The organism is Photobacterium sp. Hal280 (assembly GCF_037162255.1).
Taxonomy (GTDB): domain Bacteria; phylum Pseudomonadota; class Gammaproteobacteria; order Enterobacterales; family Vibrionaceae; genus Photobacterium.
Genome location: NZ_JARLUO010000005.1, coordinates 2095549 through 2111607 on the forward strand (window position 1 = coordinate 2095549; position 16059 = coordinate 2111607).

16 protein-coding genes are annotated in these 16059 nt (G+C 50.0%); 6 read left to right on the plus strand and 10 right to left on the minus strand.

Annotated elements, in window-relative coordinates; genetic code table 11:
- Positions 1-100: 100 nt before the first annotated feature.
- Both P4S53_RS18990 and P4S53_RS18995 read right to left on the minus strand, forming a co-directional pair.
- Complete coding sequence (locus tag P4S53_RS18990) at positions 101-1072, minus strand: lytic murein transglycosylase (protein ID WP_337113911.1); 972 nt, start codon at positions 1070-1072, stop codon at positions 101-103.
- A 16-nt stretch (positions 1073-1088) separates the two neighbouring features.
- Positions 1089-1370 carry a YcgL domain-containing protein gene (locus tag P4S53_RS18995; protein WP_337113912.1) on the minus strand — a complete coding sequence of 94 codons (282 nt, stop codon included), beginning with the start codon at positions 1368-1370 and terminating at the stop codon, positions 1089-1091.
- 238 nt (positions 1371-1608) lie between these two features.
- On the opposite strand from P4S53_RS18995, the gene minC reads away from it, so the two are divergent.
- The 3 genes from minC to minE are packed head-to-tail and all read left to right on the plus strand — an operon-like array spanning position 1609 to position 3373.
- Positions 1609-2271, plus strand: coding sequence for a septum site-determining protein MinC (gene minC / locus P4S53_RS19000; RefSeq protein ID WP_337113913.1), 663 nt, complete (start codon positions 1609-1611; stop codon positions 2269-2271).
- A gap of 21 nt (positions 2272-2292) precedes the next feature.
- Positions 2293-3105 carry a septum site-determining protein MinD gene (gene minD, locus P4S53_RS19005; RefSeq protein ID WP_337113914.1) on the plus strand — a complete coding sequence of 271 codons (813 nt, stop codon included), beginning with the start codon at positions 2293-2295 and terminating at the stop codon, positions 3103-3105.
- A 7-nt stretch (positions 3106-3112) separates the two neighbouring features.
- Positions 3113-3373, plus strand: a complete 261-nt coding sequence (gene minE / locus P4S53_RS19010) for a cell division topological specificity factor MinE (protein WP_027253478.1) — start codon at positions 3113-3115, stop codon at positions 3371-3373.
- Between the two features lie 62 nt (positions 3374-3435).
- Here minE and rnd read toward each other — a convergent pair whose 3' ends face one another.
- The 7 genes from rnd to P4S53_RS19045 all read right to left on the minus strand — a co-directional run bounded on the left by rnd (position 3436) and on the right by P4S53_RS19045 (position 11084).
- The gene (gene rnd / locus P4S53_RS19015; RefSeq protein WP_337113915.1) at positions 3436-4557 is read right to left on the minus strand and encodes a ribonuclease D; all 1122 of its coding nucleotides are present in this window, start codon (positions 4555-4557) and stop codon (positions 3436-3438) included.
- 155 nt (positions 4558-4712) lie between these two features.
- The gene (gene fadD, locus P4S53_RS19020; RefSeq protein ID WP_337114535.1) at positions 4713-6410 is read right to left on the minus strand and encodes a long-chain-fatty-acid--CoA ligase FadD; all 1698 of its coding nucleotides are present in this window, start codon (positions 6408-6410) and stop codon (positions 4713-4715) included.
- 120 nt (positions 6411-6530) lie between these two features.
- A complete protein-coding gene (locus tag P4S53_RS19025; RefSeq protein WP_337113916.1) occupies positions 6531-7448 on the minus strand; it encodes an alpha/beta fold hydrolase in 918 nt (305 codons plus the stop codon).
- 37 nt (positions 7449-7485) lie between these two features.
- Positions 7486-8037 carry a Slp family lipoprotein gene (locus P4S53_RS19030; RefSeq protein WP_337113917.1) on the minus strand — a complete coding sequence of 184 codons (552 nt, stop codon included), beginning with the start codon at positions 8035-8037 and terminating at the stop codon, positions 7486-7488.
- 57 nt (positions 8038-8094) lie between these two features.
- The gene (locus tag P4S53_RS19035; protein ID WP_337113918.1) at positions 8095-8391 is read right to left on the minus strand and encodes a chromosome partitioning protein ParA; all 297 of its coding nucleotides are present in this window, start codon (positions 8389-8391) and stop codon (positions 8095-8097) included.
- A gap of 35 nt (positions 8392-8426) precedes the next feature.
- On the minus strand, positions 8427-9131 hold the full coding sequence (gene tsaB / locus P4S53_RS19040) for a tRNA (adenosine(37)-N6)-threonylcarbamoyltransferase complex dimerization subunit type 1 TsaB (RefSeq protein WP_337113919.1): 705 nt from the start codon (positions 9129-9131) through the stop codon (positions 8427-8429).
- The gene (locus P4S53_RS19045; protein ID WP_337113920.1) at positions 9132-11084 is read right to left on the minus strand and encodes an ATP-dependent DNA helicase; all 1953 of its coding nucleotides are present in this window, start codon (positions 11082-11084) and stop codon (positions 9132-9134) included.
- Between the two features lie 189 nt (positions 11085-11273).
- Here P4S53_RS19045 and purU point away from each other — a divergent pair, with 189 nt between their 5' ends.
- Complete coding sequence (purU, locus tag P4S53_RS19050; RefSeq protein WP_027253486.1) at positions 11274-12107, plus strand: formyltetrahydrofolate deformylase; 834 nt, start codon at positions 11274-11276, stop codon at positions 12105-12107.
- A gap of 53 nt (positions 12108-12160) precedes the next feature.
- Here purU and P4S53_RS19055 read toward each other — a convergent pair whose 3' ends face one another.
- Positions 12161-12742 (minus strand): VOC family protein, encoded by a 582-nt coding sequence (locus tag P4S53_RS19055; protein ID WP_337113921.1) that lies wholly within the window; start codon positions 12740-12742, stop codon positions 12161-12163.
- Between the two features lie 393 nt (positions 12743-13135).
- Between P4S53_RS19055 and argS the strand changes: the two genes are divergently transcribed.
- Entirely contained in the window at positions 13136-14866 is a 1731-nt protein-coding gene (argS, locus tag P4S53_RS19060) for an arginine--tRNA ligase (protein WP_337113922.1), read from the plus strand.
- Between the two features lie 131 nt (positions 14867-14997).
- Entirely contained in the window at positions 14998-16050 is a 1053-nt protein-coding gene (locus tag P4S53_RS19065) for a GGDEF domain-containing protein (protein WP_337113923.1), read from the plus strand.
- Positions 16051-16059: the final 9 nt, after the last annotated feature.

Sequence of the window (16059 nt, forward strand, 5' to 3'; positions counted from 1 at the left end):
ATTGATTACAGCTGATCAAAAAGCCCGGCAGCAATGCCGGGCTTTTTTATTATTCGCCATTAATAGTGCATGTCGTTTTTTTGTTCAGCTAAACCTGCAGCTATCGAATACTGTCTGCCAGCGTACTGACGGCTAACGCAAAATAATGCGATCGGTTCCATTTTAATAATGTTTGATAATTACCGTACACTAAGTAAGCTCTGCCATGATTATCATCGGGTTGCACCAGCCATGCATTGACCTCCACCTTAGGCAATGCGGTGCCATTCAAACGGCGCACACCCAGTTGCTCCCACTCAGACAGCGTTTTCATCTTTTGGGATTCCACACCCTTCAGACTGTCACTCAACCCCTCAGGAATGCGCACCTGGCGTCCCCATGTGTATTTGTCATCCCAACCTGATTTACTCAGGTAATTGGCTGCAGAAGCAAAAACATCATCTTCCGTTTTCCAGATATCAGCTTTACCGTCGTCATTTCCGTCAACAGCAAAGGTCAGGTATGAGGTCGGCATAAACTGAGGCTGCCCCATGGCACCGGCCCAGGAGCCTTTCATTTCTGCTGCAGTGATATGGCCTTGCTGTAAAATAGTTAAAGCCGCCATGACTTGCTCACGGAAGAAAGCTTCACGTCGGCCTTCATAGGCGAGCGTCGTCAATGCCTCAATGACATTATATGAGCCGGTTAAGCGACCAAAATTACTTTCCACGCCCCACAATGCCACAATGAATCTGGGCTGAACACCATACTGACGCCCGATCCGCTCCAGTACCGGTTTATGCTGCTGATAATACTTGTTCGCCTGTTCAATTTTCCACTGGGGAACGGCTTTGGGTAAATATTCATCCAGTGTTAATTTCTTTTCTGGCTGATTTTTATCAGCTTTAACTGCACGTTCTATGAATGCAACATCAGCGAAGGCGGATTCAAGAATCGAATCATCTATCCCCTTCTCACGTGCTTCTTGTTTTAGCCCGGAGACATAATTATCAAAACTTTCATCAGCCGTTACTATCGGTGATGCAAGGCCTAGTCCTAAGGACACAAAGACTGCTACCCATTGCTTACGCATATCCACCCTTTCATCGTCATGTATTATTTTCTGACTTTTTTGCTTTGTATTCGTCTAGAAGGTTAGTCACAGGTGGCGGAATTTGCAGGTAATACCCCTGGGTAGAGAGCAACTCCCGTACCTTATTGATATCCGCCAATGCTAACTTCCTCTCATCACTCAGTTTTAGCACCATTACAAACTGAGGTGTACCAAAAGTGTTCAATAAGGCTTCAGGTACATCTGAAAAATCATCTTTGGTATTGATATATAAATAGGTGTTTTCTTTTTTAGAACTTTTATAAATTGCACAAAACATGAGCTGACCTGCAGGTTACCAATCACCAGTATCTGACCACAAAAAGCAGAAAACATTCCAACCCGAATCAGGATCAGGGCTCCTCTGCGTTCTGCGTTCACGATTGTGGCTATCATTTAAACTTTATACCGAACTCTGACAAGGAGAACTTGCTGAGACCTGCCTGGGAATATACCATGCTATAACCTATGTGATAACGTACCTGAGCGCGAAATTGTCCGCGTAAGATGAATAAGCCATGACAAAAACGGCAGAATTAAAAGGGGGCAGTTACACGCTCTCATCTTTACACTTGGCTGACGGCGGCTTAGAACAGGCAATCAGTTTCCTGAAGGACAAAGTGGAGCAAGCTCCGGCATTCTTTGCCCATGCGCCTCTGGTGATTGATGTCAGCCAGGCTGGCAGAGCACTTGATTTCGAACAACTTCGACAAGGCATTCAGGATGCGGGCATGATCCCTGTCGGGATCAGTGGCTGCAAGCCCTCTCACCTGCAAGCGCAGGCAAAATCAGCCGGTTTTGCCATTATGAATGCGGCCAAGCAGGCCCGGGCCTCCAGCCCGGTAATGGAGCCGGCAAAAGTGATTCGCACCCCGGTGAGATCGGGGCAACAGATTTATGCAAAAAATTGCGATCTCGTCGTATTGAATCATGTCAGCGCAGGTGCTGAAATTATTGCTGATGGATGTATCCATATTTACGGGTGTTTGCGTGGCCGGGCAATTGCCGGCGCCAGCGGCCAAACTCATGCTCAGATTTTCTGCCATAATTTACAGTCAGAGTTGATATCTATTGCTGGTAATTATTGGCTAAGTGACAAAATTCAAGACGCTTTTTGGGGAAAAAGTGTCGCTATCTCTCTGACTGACAACAATTTAAATATAGAGCATCTGGCTGTATAACTTTGAAAAGGAATAATACAGATGGCACGAATTATCGTGGTGACCTCAGGTAAAGGTGGGGTAGGTAAAACGACCTCCAGTGCGGCCATTGCGTCCGGCCTGGCCTTAAAAGGTAAAAAAACGGCCGTCATTGATTTTGATATCGGCCTGCGGAATCTGGACCTGATTATGGGTTGTGAACGCCGCGTTGTTTATGATTTCGTCAATGTTATCAATGGCGAGGCAAAGCTTAATCAGGCGCTGATTAAGGACAAGCGTGTAGAAAACCTGTTCGTGTTGCCGGCTTCACAAACCCGTGACAAAGATGCCCTGAGTAAAGAAGGTGTCGAAAAAGTCTTGGCTGAATTAGATGCACTGGGTTTCGACTTTATCATCTGTGACTCACCGGCAGGCATAGAGACAGGCGCGCTGATGGCGTTATACTTTGCCGATGAGGCGATAGTCACCACCAACCCTGAAGTAGCCTCTGTGCGTGACTCAGACCGTATCCTTGGTATTCTCGACTCTAAATCCCGTCGAGCCGAGAACAGTGAAACACCGGTTAAGCAACACTTATTGCTCACTCGCTATAATCCCTCTCGTGTGGTTCATGGTGATATGCTCAGCGTTGCTGATGTTGAAGAAATTCTGCACATTCCACTGTTAGGCGTAATACCTGAGAGCCAGTCTGTTCTGAATGCATCCAACAAAGGTGAACCAGTGATCCTGGATGCCGATTCAGACGCAGGTCAGGCATATCAGGACACAGTTGCACGCTTACTGGGTGAAGACCGCCCGTTCCGATTCTTAGAGGAAGAGAAAAAAGGCTTCCTAAAACGCATATTTGGAGGCTAACCACACTATGGCTTTGCTAGAGTTCTTCCGCCCCAAAAAACAGTCGACCGCGAGTGTGGCGAAAGAAAGGCTGCAGATCATTGTTGCTGAACGTCGCTCCGCGAGTATGGGTAATCCGAGTTACCTGCCCCAACTGAAGCAGGATATTCTGGAGGTCATTCGCCGTTACGTTGATGTATCGCCTGAACATGTCACGGTACACCTGGATCAGAAAGAAGAAGACCTGTCGGTACTTGAACTCAATGTCACCCTGCCCGATGAAAAATAAAAAAATCCCCGGTTCGCCGGGGATTTTTTCAAATGTTGACTTGGTTTGTTACTGTACAAATTTTAAGCCTGCACCAGAGGCAGAACCCGGTGAGCAAACAGCGCTCTTCGCCAGCCAGACAACATTTCAGGCAATTGATCTTCAGGACAGCCCTTCTTCCATGCCCAGCTCAGCAACTGATTAATTTGCTTCTTCGAAGCAAGAAACTCAGTCGCCAGCCCAGTTTCTTTGGCCACGGCATTCACTTCATCTTTGATGCGTTTGACCATTTGTTTATAGCCGGGCATTTCCATCAGGCGAAATAATGGCTGCGGATAATCCAACTGACTCATTTTTTCAACCTCTTTCACAATGGAAATCAAACGGTTGCCATGTCTTTGAATCTCGCGCTCATCAAAACCTTCCTGGGCCATCACCGCTTTTGAGGTGATCTCATATCGGGCAATTTTCCAAAGATGCAGCTCTTTCAATACAAAGTTAAGTGCCAGATCGCGCTTTCTGGCTTCCTGAAGACGCCAGGAAGCCAGCTTCTGTAAGATAGCCAATTGTTTAGGGGAAAGCTGCCAGGCATTCTTTATGTCGGTGTAAACTTGCTCCGGGTCGGGAACACGGCTACGTTTCACCAGCATAGTTTCGCATTCCTGACGCAGGGCATCCATCCACCCTTTCGCTTCCACTTTTACCAAAAGCTGCTGATAAAGAGGCAACAGATAAAAAACATCTGCGGCGGCATAATCAAGCTGCTTGTCACTCAGAGGACGAGCAAGCCAGTTCGTTCTGGCTTCACCTTTTTCCAGCTCAATCCCCAGATACTCCTGCACTAAGGCGCCAAAGCCCGTCGACAGGCCATGACCGATGAAGGCCGCCATGATCTGAGTATCCAGCATAGGCGCTGGCATGCAACCGGCAACAGACTGGAACACCTCCAGATCTTCACCACAGGCATGCAGTACTTTCACGACATCAGGATCTTTCATCAACGCCCATAGCGGCGACATATCTGTCAGCTTGAGGGGATCAATCAAAGACAGAAGTTCGCCGTCATAAAGCTGGATCAGTCCCAACTGAGCAAACAGGGTCCGGGTACGAACAAACTCGGTATCCAGCATGACCGCCTGTTGTTGACTTGCCTGCTGGCAAACCTCAGCCAGTCTGTCATTCGTGGTTATAATCTCAAATTTCAAAACTCACCTTTTTCAACATAACAAGCAGATACCAGCCTGTTTTTCTTTGTGTCTTAACGCCATTCTCTGATGAATACTGACAGCTGGCACAAAACAAAGTGCCGGCTGTGTAAGCCGGCACTGTACTTGAAACAAGTTTATCCTAAATTTCAGGATTATGCTTGCGCTGTCTCTTTTTGCGCTGCCTTCTCTGACTCTTCACGCAGTGCCCGGCGCAGAATTTTACCGACATTGGTTTTCGGCAGCTCATCTCTGAACTCCACGACTTTCGGCACTTTATAGCCGGTCAGGTATTGACGGCAATGCGACAGCAATTCTTCGCGGGTCAGGCTGGGATCGCGTTTCACAACACAAATCTTCACCACCTCACCCGAGGCTTCATCCGGCTGACCGATTGCCGCCACTTCCAGCACCTTGTTGTGCAGGGCAACGACATCTTCCACTTCATTGGGGTACACATTGAAGCCGGAGACCAGAATCATGTCTTTCTTGCGGTCAACGATATGTAAGAATCCGTCTTCGTCGAAGCGCACAACATCGCCTGTCGATAACCAACCATCTTCGGTCAGCACCTCACGCGTTGCTTCAGGGCGCTGCCAGTAACCTTTCATCACCTGAGGACCATTGACCTGCAGCTCGCCGGTTTGATCCATGGCCAAAACCTTACCGTCTTCATCCACAATACGAATGTCTGTCGAAGACACTGGCAGGCCGATCGAACCATTGTACTCAGTCAGATTATGCGGATAAGCGGCCACCAGCGGTGAACATTCAGTCAGGCCATACCCTTCCAGCAAATAGCTCTTGGTGGTTGCTAACCATTTCTCGGCAACGGCACGCTGTACGGCCATCCCGCCACCCACAGACAGGTGCAGACGACTGAAGTCCAGCTCCAGAAAATCTTCATTATTGAGCAGTGCATTGAACAGTGTGTTGACGCCTGTCAGCGCAGTGAACGGATAGCGCTTCAGCTCTTTGACAAAAGCGGGAATATCCCTGGGGTTGGTAATCAGCAGGTTCTGGCCACCCATTTCAATGAACAGCAGACAGTTCACAGTCAGAGCAAAAACGTGATACAGCGGAAGCGCTGTGACCACCAGTTCACGGCCCTCATGCAAAATGGGTCCGTAGGCAGCTTTCGCCTGCAGCACATTGGCAATCATATTTCTGTGCGTCAGTATTGCGCCTTTCGCTACGCCGGTTGTCCCTCCGGTGTATTGCAGAAATGCGATGTCCTCTCCTGAAATGAAAGGTTTCACGTATTGCATTCTGCGCCCGCGCTTGAGCGCATGATTCAGTGAGGTGGCATGTGGCAGGTGGTATTTAGGGACCATCTTTTTAATGTGCTTCACCACAAAATTAACCAGTGTACCTTTGGGACGCGAAAGCTGATCCCCCAGGCTGGTTAAAATGACATGCTTAACACTGGTTTTGTCGACGATTTTCTCCAGCGTATGGGCGAAATTCGACACAATCACAATGGCTTTTGCACCAGAGTCATTCAGTTGATGTTCCAGTTCGCGAGGTGTGTAGAGTGGGTTCACATTAACCACCACACAACCCGCACGGAGAATACCAAACAGCACGATAGGATACTGAAGCAGGTTTGGCATCATGACAGCCACCCGATCACCTTTCTCGAGCTTCAGGTCATTTTGCAGATAGGCCGCAAATGCACGACTGCGTTCTTCCAGTTTTCTGAAAGTCATCACCTGGCCCATATTGATATAGGCCGTTTGATCGGAATATTTCTGGACGGACTGTTCAAACAGTTCAACCAATGACGTGTAAGTATCAGGGTTGATTTCAGCCGGTACATCATCCGGATAGCGGTTAAGCCAAACCTTATCCACCATGCACTCTCCTTATATTTATTAGGGCTTCAAGCGCCAAAAAATGGCTGTAGCGGGACATTCAAACACTTGTTCTATGCAAGCATTACAGCACAATTAACATTGAATTAACACAACTGATTAGACCAGCTTATTGATTTTTGAACTGAGCAGCAAAATCTGCTCACAAACCAGCTGAGGGCTCTCAAGATGACAGTGATGACCGCCAGGTACCACGATTTGTCCGGCCTGTTTCAGCCATGACAAACCAGCGTCCGGTTCTTTCAGGTATGAAAAACCTTTATCTCCGATCACGGACAATACCGGGCACTCAACATGCCGCATCAGCGCCTGAACCTGTTCCTTTGTCATCCTGAATAACGAGTCGCAACGCAACTTATCGTCATGACGCCAGTACCAGTGTTGGCCATCGGTATAGGTTGCTCGCTGTACCAATGGTCTCAGCTGCTCGGGTGTTAATCCGTTTACCCGACAACGAACAGATAATGCGGCCTGAAACGAATCCAGTTTAAGTTCTGCGCCCTGACGCTGCCTGCGCCGCATCCGGCTTTCAATCCCCTGCCGCAATCTTTGAGGCGCCAGCTCAGCGCTTTCATGGAGTGGCGCAAGCCCTTCGATCAGCACCAGTCCGGTGACCGATTCGGGAAAGGCCCCTGCATAGGCTGCCGCAACCAGCGCTCCCAGAGAATGGCCAACCAGCATCAGATTTGGAGAAGACAGAGACTGTACGATCTGAGCCAGATCATCGACATAGTCCATGAAGTAGTAATAATTATCTGTCTGACGATGCGCAGACAGACCATGCCCGGGCCAGTCCACTGCAACCAGATTGAACCTCGCAGCCAGTGGCTCAAACAGCACAGCAAAGCTAGCTGCGTTATCGTGCCATCCGTGCAGAAATAAAAGCGTCGGACGATCTTTGTCAGAGTCGCTTATTGGTTTAAGCACGCCTTGACTTATGCTTTCCCGGCAAGGAGAAAAAGACGTGATTACCGCCAGCTCAATGTCGGCAAGCGGTAAGCGGCTTTCAAACATCATAGTAAGTTTCGCTGTTCAATCAGGTAGGTAGTGGTAACTAAGGGGTAACGCGGTACTGGACATCCAGATTATCCGGCCGCAAACCATAATGGATGTACTGACAGCGGATGCCAAGACAACGGTAGTAGGCACTCACATCATCAACACGGATCTGCGCTTTGATTTGCCAGATCTGCTGGCCTGTCGCAAACACCACAGGATAGGTGTAATCAAAATCACCAATTTTACCCGCCTCGCTGCCACGCAGCTGACCGGCAACGGTCACCAGTTTACCCTGAGCGTATTCGATGGGATCGGCAAAGCCATCCACATAAGCAATAAATCGCCCCTGAGGCGACGCATTCAGTTCAGGCTTGCCTGATTTGTCTATCGGCAGACTGGCTATTTCCAGCCGCGTACGTGACGTTTCGTTGACCACTGAGGCAATCACGCCTCCCAGACGCACCTCTTGACCCTGTACGCCCTGAGGGTCTTCAATCACTAGGGTTAAGTCGGTGACTGGTGTCTCGGTTGATGTTTGCAGGCTGTCTGGCAGCTGGCTGCAACCACTGAGTACGATCAGGGCAAGTGCCAATATAGATTTTTTCACCACAGGATCCTTGTCAAAAAGAGAAATTCGCGTCTGATGCTCTGCCGGCATCGAAGCTCAAACGTAGAAATCCACACCTAACAAATGAGAGTATTCTTCCCGTTTCGCCTGATGCAGCACATCCAGATAAGCCGACAATGCCTGCTTATTTTTCCCCTGCGGGCTGTCGTACTGCACCCTGGCCTGAACTTCTTCGATAAAAGCCGGATCCTTGATCGTTTCCGCCACCGCTTTAGCCACCACAGTCGGCTGAGAAACAGGCGCAGCTGTCTGCTCAGCCTTGCGCTGCTTCTCAGTTCGCTTCGGCCGTTGCGGCGCCTGCGTTGCTGTCGGTAAACGGGGTATGTTGACCATATTGACCTGTGTGTCTTATTCGCTGTGAATACCCATTATTCACGGCCGGGCAATTTCTTCCATGTCACTTCATCACGCAGATAGACAGGGCTGGCATGTTCAGCATCGACGACTTCACCACGCTGCAGAGCAAATTGAGCCAGCCATGCCATATCCTGAGCTTCAGGGTAAAGCACTGTGCCGGCTTGCTTTTCGACAGCCAAAGCCTGTAATTGTTCCTGATAGGTTTGCCAGCCGGTCCCTGCGGTAAACCAGCGGATATCCGGTACAGAAATCAAGCGCTCTGATACGTGTTCCGGGTGCAGCACGGCTTCTTCACCCAGAACTTGCCAGTCGCCATCTTGCTGGCGCTGATATTGTCCCCAGTAAATTTCGCCCATGCGCGCATCAATAGCCGCCAGGGTATGGCTGGCCTGATGCAAACGGTAGCTTCCCTGAGCCATTGCGGCCAGTGTCGACACACCGATCATGGGTAAGCCGGCACCAAATGCCAGTCCCTGAGCGATACCTATGCCAATCCGCACTCCGGTGAAGCTCCCCGGGCCACGGCCGAACGCCAGCACATCTAACTGGGTTAAACGCAAATCCGCTTCGGCGAGGACTTCATCAACCATAGGCAAAATTTTGGTGGTATGTTCACGCGGCGCAAACTCACAACGCGCAATCACTTCACTGCCCACTAAAAGCGCAACAGAACAATTTTCAGTCGCGGTATCAACCGCTAAAATCTTACTGCTCATTCAAGCCTCTGAATGCTGGCTGTCGGCTGCTTGCTGCTCGGCGTGCAGTCCAGACAGAAATTGTCCGACACCGTCAACATCCCGCGTACGGGGAATCGGCGGCAGACTTCTTAAAAATACAGCGCCATAAGGGCGCGTGACCAAACGATTATCGCAGATAACCAGCACGCCTTTATCCTGCTGGTCTCGGATTAACCGGCCAACTCCCTGCTTGAGGGTGATTACCGCATCCGGTATCTGCACCTGCGCGAAGGGGTCCCCGCCACGCAAACGACAATCTTCTATCCGCGCCTTCAATAATGGGTCATCCGGCGCGGTAAAGGGAAGTTTATCGATAATAACACAGCTCAGCGCCTGCCCTCTAACATCAATCCCTTCCCAGAACGCACCTGTTGCAATAAGCAGCGCATTTCCCAATTCCAGATATTCTGAAAGCAGTTTTTGCTTACTGGTTTCTCCCTGAACCAGCACAGGCAAATCCAGACAGGCGCGAAAACCTTCAGCAAGATCCCGTACCATCTGGTGCGAGGTACACAGGAAAAAGCACCGCCCCTGGTTGGCTTCAATCACAGGTGCCATCAGAGTCACCAGTTTGTCCGCCAGTCCGTGACTGTTGGGTTCAGGTAAAAAACGGGGAACACACAGCAACGCCTGCTGCTCATAATCAAACGGGCTGGTCAGCGACATCTGCTCCGCTGGCTGCAGCCCTAAGCGATGACTGAAATGACTGAAATCTTCATCAACGGCCAGTGTCGCTGAGGTAAAGATCCAGGCGCCTTTTTGCTTTTCTATCTGCTCATGAAACTTCTCTGCGACCGACAGCGGCGTAATATGCAACGTAAAATGGCGGGGGGTGCATTCATACCAGTAGGAATAGCCGGTAATCGAGGTATCACACAAGCGTGTCAGTCTGGCTTTCAGCAAGGTGGTTCGTTCAAATGCGGCATCCAGCAGCTCACTGCGGCCAAGTGCCAGTTTGAGCACGTCATGTGCCAGATCCAACGCATCATTGAGCCGCGTCAGCTCCCGTTGAATGGCCGGGCTGTTCACCGCCTCACGCCAGTTGCCGCGATAGCCGGGTTCACCCATCACCAGTCGCATATCAGCAGCGGCTTGACTCAGCCGGTCTGCGGTTTTTTCCAGCTGACGCATATCACGTGCTTCAGTGCGATAACCGATAGTAATGTCTTTCGCCAGATCCTGCAGTTGCCGGCTCGACAGACTTTGGCCGAAATACTGACTGGCAATATCGGGGATCTGATGGGCTTCATCAAAAATAAACACATCGGCTTCCGGGATCAGCTCGCCAAAACCTGTTTCTTTAATGGCCAGATCCGCCATAAACAAATGGTGATTCACCACCACTACATCCGCATCCATGGCTTTTCGCCGGGCTTTCACAACAAAGCAGTCTTCAAAAGACGGGCACTCCCTTCCTAGGCAGTTGTCGTTGGTTGAGGTAATCGTCGGGATCACCGGGCTGTCTTCGGCAATCGAATCACACTCGCTGATATCACCGGTTTTGGTGGCTGAAGACCAGCTGCGAATCGTCACCAGCTGGCTCAGCATGCCCGGGTCGACAAACCCACCATGGCTTTCGGTGATCTGACGGCTGAGCCGGTCGAGACAGAGATAATTTGAGCGCCCTTTCAGTAACGCCACTTTCCCTGTATAGCCCAGCGCCTGGGTCATCAAAGGTAGATCCCGGTAGAAAAGCTGCTCCTGCAGGTTTTTCGAGCCGGTACTGATAATGGTTTTATGGCCCTTGATCAAAGCCGGCACCAGATACGCAAAAGTTTTGCCTGTGCCGGTTCCTGCTTCGACCACCAACTGCTGCTGGTGTTTTATTGCCCGCCCGACCGCTTCTGCCATATCAATCTGAGGCTGACGTGCCTGAAAACCAGGTATCGCCTTTTCCAGTGCACCGCCGGGTTGAAAGAATTTTGCAATCATGAGCGCCAATCTATTGGTTATTTATCCAGTATCTTTCGAGATTATGCCAAGATTGCCCCGCAACAGCCAGCAGCAGTTACCAGGAAAAATTATTGAGTCAGATCACAAAATCTTTTGACGTCGAAAACAAAGCCATGTAAATAATTAATGACACAACGAATACATATATGCACGCAACATAAGGACACCATGGAAAAGAAAACCCTGCTCACCGATTGCCCGGATGCCATGGGATTGATTTCTAAGATCACCAACATCTGTTACAAACATCAACTCAACATTATCCATAACAAAGAATTTGTCGATCACCGCCATCGGCAGTTCTTTATGCGTACTGAGCTGGAAGGGGTGTTCAACGATGAAACCTTTCTGTTCGATCTGGATCGCGCCCTGCCAGAAGGCAGCCACCGCCGCCTGGTGAGCTCTGCCCGCAAGAAAGTCGTGATTATGGTGACCAAAGAAGCACACTGCCTGGGCGATATCCTGGTCAAAGCCTATGACGGGACACTGGATATTGAGATTGCGGCTGTTGTTGGTAACTACGACAAACTGGCCGGCCTGGTGGAAAAGTTTGATATTCCCTTTCACCATGTCTGCCATGAAGGTTTAAGCCGTGAAGAGCATGAAGCCAAATTACTGGACTGCGTAAACCAGTATTCTCCCGATTATGTGGTGCTGGCAAAATACATGCGTATTCTGACCCCTGGTTTTGTGGCTCAGTTTCCGCACCGGATTATCAATATTCATCACAGTTTCCTTCCGGCATTTATTGGCGCGAAACCTTACTTGCAAGCCTATGAGCGCGGGGTAAAAATCATTGGTGCCACCGCCCACTTCGTTACCAATGATTTGGATGAAGGCCCTATCATTACCCAGAATGTCATTCCGGTAGATCATAACTACAGTGCAGAAGACATGGCCCGTTCAGGGCGTGATGTCGAAAAATCTGTCCTGAGCAAGGCACTCAGCCTAGTCGTCGAAGACAAGGTCTTTGTTTACGGTAATCGCACCGTGGTGCTGTAAACCTGTGGCGGAAAAGTGTTTATCACTTCTCCGCCCTGGCTTTATGGCTCAGATCAGCCTTCACTCTCGATCACGGCTTTCAGCGAACACGGATGCAGCTTAATACACACTCCGTTTTTCTTAAACGCAAAGGTCGGGTTAGCCAGCCGCTCTTTCTCCCCTGCCGGCGAACTCGCTTTCACCGCTATGCCCGCTTTGGCCACTTTATCCCAGTTCAATGCGGGAAAACGCGCCTCCAGAGCCGCTTTGAATTCCGCTGTGGTTGACGCCTGACAAGGCACCACAAACTCAACATGCTCCCACCCCTGAACCGGGTAAGTTTTATCGCCCGGGTAAGGCAGCTCCAGTGCTTCAATCTGCCATTGACCCGCTTGCAGGGGCTGATGAAAGCCAATCACCACAATCGGACGACCATTGATCACATTGGTTGACCACTCATCACCGTATGTCAGCCATGCCTGATGCAGTGCCGTCGCTAGTGCCGTACGATTGACCCGCAGGGCAATGTGGTCTGCCTGACAGGCAGAAAGATCCAACCCCAGCTCTTCAGCAAGCCTCTCAATTTTCACCATAAATTCAGGCAATTGTGCCAGCATCTGCTCCGGTTGAAGATTTGCCTGCTGTAAATCTTGCATGTGATTTCTCCTCACTGATCTCAGGCCGACCATTATCCACAGAATCTTTGCCAGCAAAAGCCTTGAGCAACAGGCCTTCAGCCAGTCATAGCAGTGAGAAAAATTTCAGCTTCTATCGCCTTTTCATCTTGCCAACTGCCCTGTGTTTATGGGTATTATTACGGCTAACTATTTTTAGTATCCATGCAGCCGCCTTTGCAGCCAGCAAGCTCCCGTCAGCACTACCCGGATGACCTTTTTAAAAACATCAGACAGGGTTGTTTTCACCTTTTCTGGTGTATTGCTGACCACGCTTCTGACCGGTTCAGATGTAAGATGTAGCTGCATAGCTTATTGAATACCCAAGACTTTTGCCTGCCTGTCAGGCTACAGACCGATTTAAAGGATAGACGTGTGAACATTCAAGCACTCATTAACGATAAAGTTTCCCAGGCGCTCGAAGCGGCCGGTGCCCCGGCAGGCAGCCCGGCAGCTGTTCGTCAGTCAGCCAAAGCACAGTTCGGTGATTATCAGGCCAACGGTGTGATGGGTGTTGCGAAAAAACTGGGAGCTAACCCGCGCGAGTTTGCACAAAAAGTCATCGATCAACTCGATCTGGGCGAGATCGCAGAGAAAGTCGAGATCGCCGGTCCTGGTTTCATTAACATCTTTTTGAATAAAACCTGGCTGGCCGAGCGCGCCGAAGCGGCACTGACTGATGCCCGCCTGGGTGTGGCCACGCAGGAAAAACAAAACATCGTTGTCGACTATTCGGCACCCAATGTCGCCAAAGAAATGCACGTAGGTCACCTGCGCTCCACTATCATTGGTGATGCTGTGGTTCGTACACTGGAGTTTCTGGGCCATAACGTGATTCGTGCCAACCACATCGGTGACTGGGGAACTCAGTTCGGCATGCTGATTGCCAACCTGGAACGTGTGCAGCAAGAATCGGGCGAGATCTCTATGGAACTGGCCGATCTGGAAGCTTTCTATCGTGAGTCGAAAAAACTGTATGACGAAGATGAAGCTTTTGCTGAACGCGCCCGCAACTATGTAGTAAAACTGCAAAGTGGCGATCAGTACTGTGCTGATATGTGGAAAAAGCTGGTCGACGTGACCATGGAGCAAAACCAGCACAACTATGACCGTCTGAATGTGTCCCTGACCCGTGACAACGTGATGGGCGAGTCCATGTACAACGATATGCTGGCAGGAATTGTGGCCGATCTGAAAGCGAAGGGGCTGGCCGTAGAAGACGACGGCGCTCAGGTTGTTTTCCTGGATGAGTTCAAAAACAAAGATGGTGAGCCTATGGGGGTTATCATCCAGAAACGTGACGGCGGTTTCCTGTACACAACGACGGATATTGCCTGTGCAAAATACCGCTACGAGCATTTCAACGCCAACCGGGTGCTTTACTTTATCGATTCACGCCAGCATCAACACCTGATGCAGGCATGGACGATTGTCCGCAAAGCTGGCTACATCCCTGACGATGTGTCGCTGGAGCACCACGCTTTCGGCATGATGCTGGGCAAAGACGGCCGTCCGTTCAAAACACGCTCCGGCGGTACCGTGCGTCTGGCTGATCTGCTGGATGAAGCAGAATCACGTGCTCAGGTACTGATCGAAGAGAAGAACCCTGAGCTGGATACGGCTGAGAAAACCAAAATTGCCTCGACCGTCGCCATGGCTGCGGTTAAGTATGCAGATCTGTCCAAACACCGTACCACAGATTATGTGTTCGACTGGGATAACATGCTGGCCTTCGAAGGCAATACAGCGCCTTACATGCAATACGCTTATACCCGTGTCATTTCTGTGTTTAAACGCTCAGGCCTGAACGAAAGTGAGCTGACACACCCAGTCGTGATCAATGACGAGAAAGAGCAAGTACTGCTGTCGAAACTGCTGCAATTTGAAGAAGCCGTGGAAACCGTGGCCCGTGAAGGTCATCCGCACGTGATGTGCAGCTACCTGTTTGAACTGGCAGGGAATTTCTCAAGCTTCTATGAAGCCTGCCCGATTCTGAATGCTGATGAGCCCGTCAAGCACAGCCGACTGAAACTGGCGCTGCTGACAGCGAAAACCATCAAACAAGGTCTGGATTTGCTGGGTATTGACACACTGGAACGTATGTAATCTGGCAGAACATCACATTTATCTAATTAAGCAAAGCTAAACTTATACAGCCTTCTGAGGTATCCTTAGAAGGCTTTTTTGACACAAATTTTTTTGGGTACTGGCCTTTCTCTGTTACATGGAATGTTGCAATGAGCCTCGATGACTCACACGAAACCGACGACGGTATGACTGACGAATTTCTCACGTCAACTCAGACCTTACGTAAAGCCATTCCACTGATGATCAAACATAAAGTCCCCACGACACCGGTCAATTACGCCCTGTGGTACAGCTATACCTCAAATCAGAATCCTCTTCTTACTCAGGCCATCGACCAGAGTTTAGCGCAGTACGGGCATTGCCCGCCCAGCCTGAGTGATTCGCTTTACCGAACCCATCTGGCCCAGCACCCTGCCAGTGAGCAAGGACAGATCAGCCATAGCCTGCAGGCCATCTTGGATGAGCTTTGCCACACCATGAGCGGGTCTCAGAAAGAAACCCAGACATTCCATCAATCGCTATCCCGGACCTGCCAGCGGCTGAGTCAGAAAGCCGATCAGGGTGTCAACGTGCACGAAGCCAATGATTTGGTACAAGAATTACTGGATGAATCCAGACACATGCATCAGTCCAGCACGCTTTTGAACCAGCAACTGGAAAACGCCAATAAAGAAATCGAAAACCTGAGAAAAGCCCTGAAAGACAGCCTCAAATGTGCCAACGAAGATCCCTTAACCGGACTGCTCAACCGACGCGCCTTTCAGCAAGATCTCAACAGTTGTATCCAGCACCGCACGCCTTTCAGCCTGGTCTTGCTGGATATTGATAACTTTAAAACCTTCAATGATGACTTTGGCCATTTAATGGGCGATAAAGTACTCTGCTCTGTTGCCCGCCATCTTCAAGTCTGGTGCGAGCAAGGCATGCAGGCCTATCGCTATGGTGGGGAGGAGTTCGTCATTATCTTACCTGGTGCTAACCTGCAGCAGAGTCGGGACAAAGCAGAAAAATTACGTAAAACCCTCTCCGGCATTGCCGTGCAGGACAAACAATCAGGTAACACTGTCAGCTCGATTACGGCGTCATTTGGCATTGCAGAACAAACAGGAAAAGAAAACGGTCTGGCAGTACTGGCCAGAGCCGATAAGTATCTCCTGCAGGCAAAAAGCCTGGGCCGGAACCGGGTACTGCCTGTTTTGTAACCCGTTTAC

What these genes read in the sequence shown, in the direction of transcription:
- P4S53_RS19035 (WP_337113918.1), bottom strand. Translation starts at nt 8,391, where the DNA reads ATGGTCAACATACCCCGTTTACCGACAGCAACGCAGGCGCCGCAACGG.
- P4S53_RS19065 (WP_337113923.1), top strand. Translation starts at nt 14,998, where the DNA reads ATGAGCCTCGATGACTCACACGAAACCGACGACGGTATGACTGACGAA.
- minC (WP_337113913.1), top strand. Translation starts at nt 1,609, where the DNA reads ATGACAAAAACGGCAGAATTAAAAGGGGGCAGTTACACGCTCTCATCT.
- purU (WP_027253486.1), top strand. Translation starts at nt 11,274, where the DNA reads ATGGAAAAGAAAACCCTGCTCACCGATTGCCCGGATGCCATGGGATTG.
- tsaB (WP_337113919.1), bottom strand. Translation starts at nt 9,131, where the DNA reads ATGAGCAGTAAGATTTTAGCGGTTGATACCGCGACTGAAAATTGTTCT.
- P4S53_RS19055 (WP_337113921.1), bottom strand. Translation starts at nt 12,742, where the DNA reads ATGCAAGATTTACAGCAGGCAAATCTTCAACCGGAGCAGATGCTGGCA.
- minE (WP_027253478.1), top strand. Translation starts at nt 3,113, where the DNA reads ATGGCTTTGCTAGAGTTCTTCCGCCCCAAAAAACAGTCGACCGCGAGT.
- P4S53_RS19025 (WP_337113916.1), bottom strand. Translation starts at nt 7,448, where the DNA reads ATGATGTTTGAAAGCCGCTTACCGCTTGCCGACATTGAGCTGGCGGTA.
- P4S53_RS19045 (WP_337113920.1), bottom strand. Translation starts at nt 11,084, where the DNA reads ATGATTGCAAAATTCTTTCAACCCGGCGGTGCACTGGAAAAGGCGATA.
- minD (WP_337113914.1), top strand. Translation starts at nt 2,293, where the DNA reads ATGGCACGAATTATCGTGGTGACCTCAGGTAAAGGTGGGGTAGGTAAA.
- P4S53_RS18990 (WP_337113911.1), bottom strand. Translation starts at nt 1,072, where the DNA reads ATGCGTAAGCAATGGGTAGCAGTCTTTGTGTCCTTAGGACTAGGCCTT.
- P4S53_RS18995 (WP_337113912.1), bottom strand. Translation starts at nt 1,370, where the DNA reads ATGTTTTGTGCAATTTATAAAAGTTCTAAAAAAGAAAACACCTATTTA.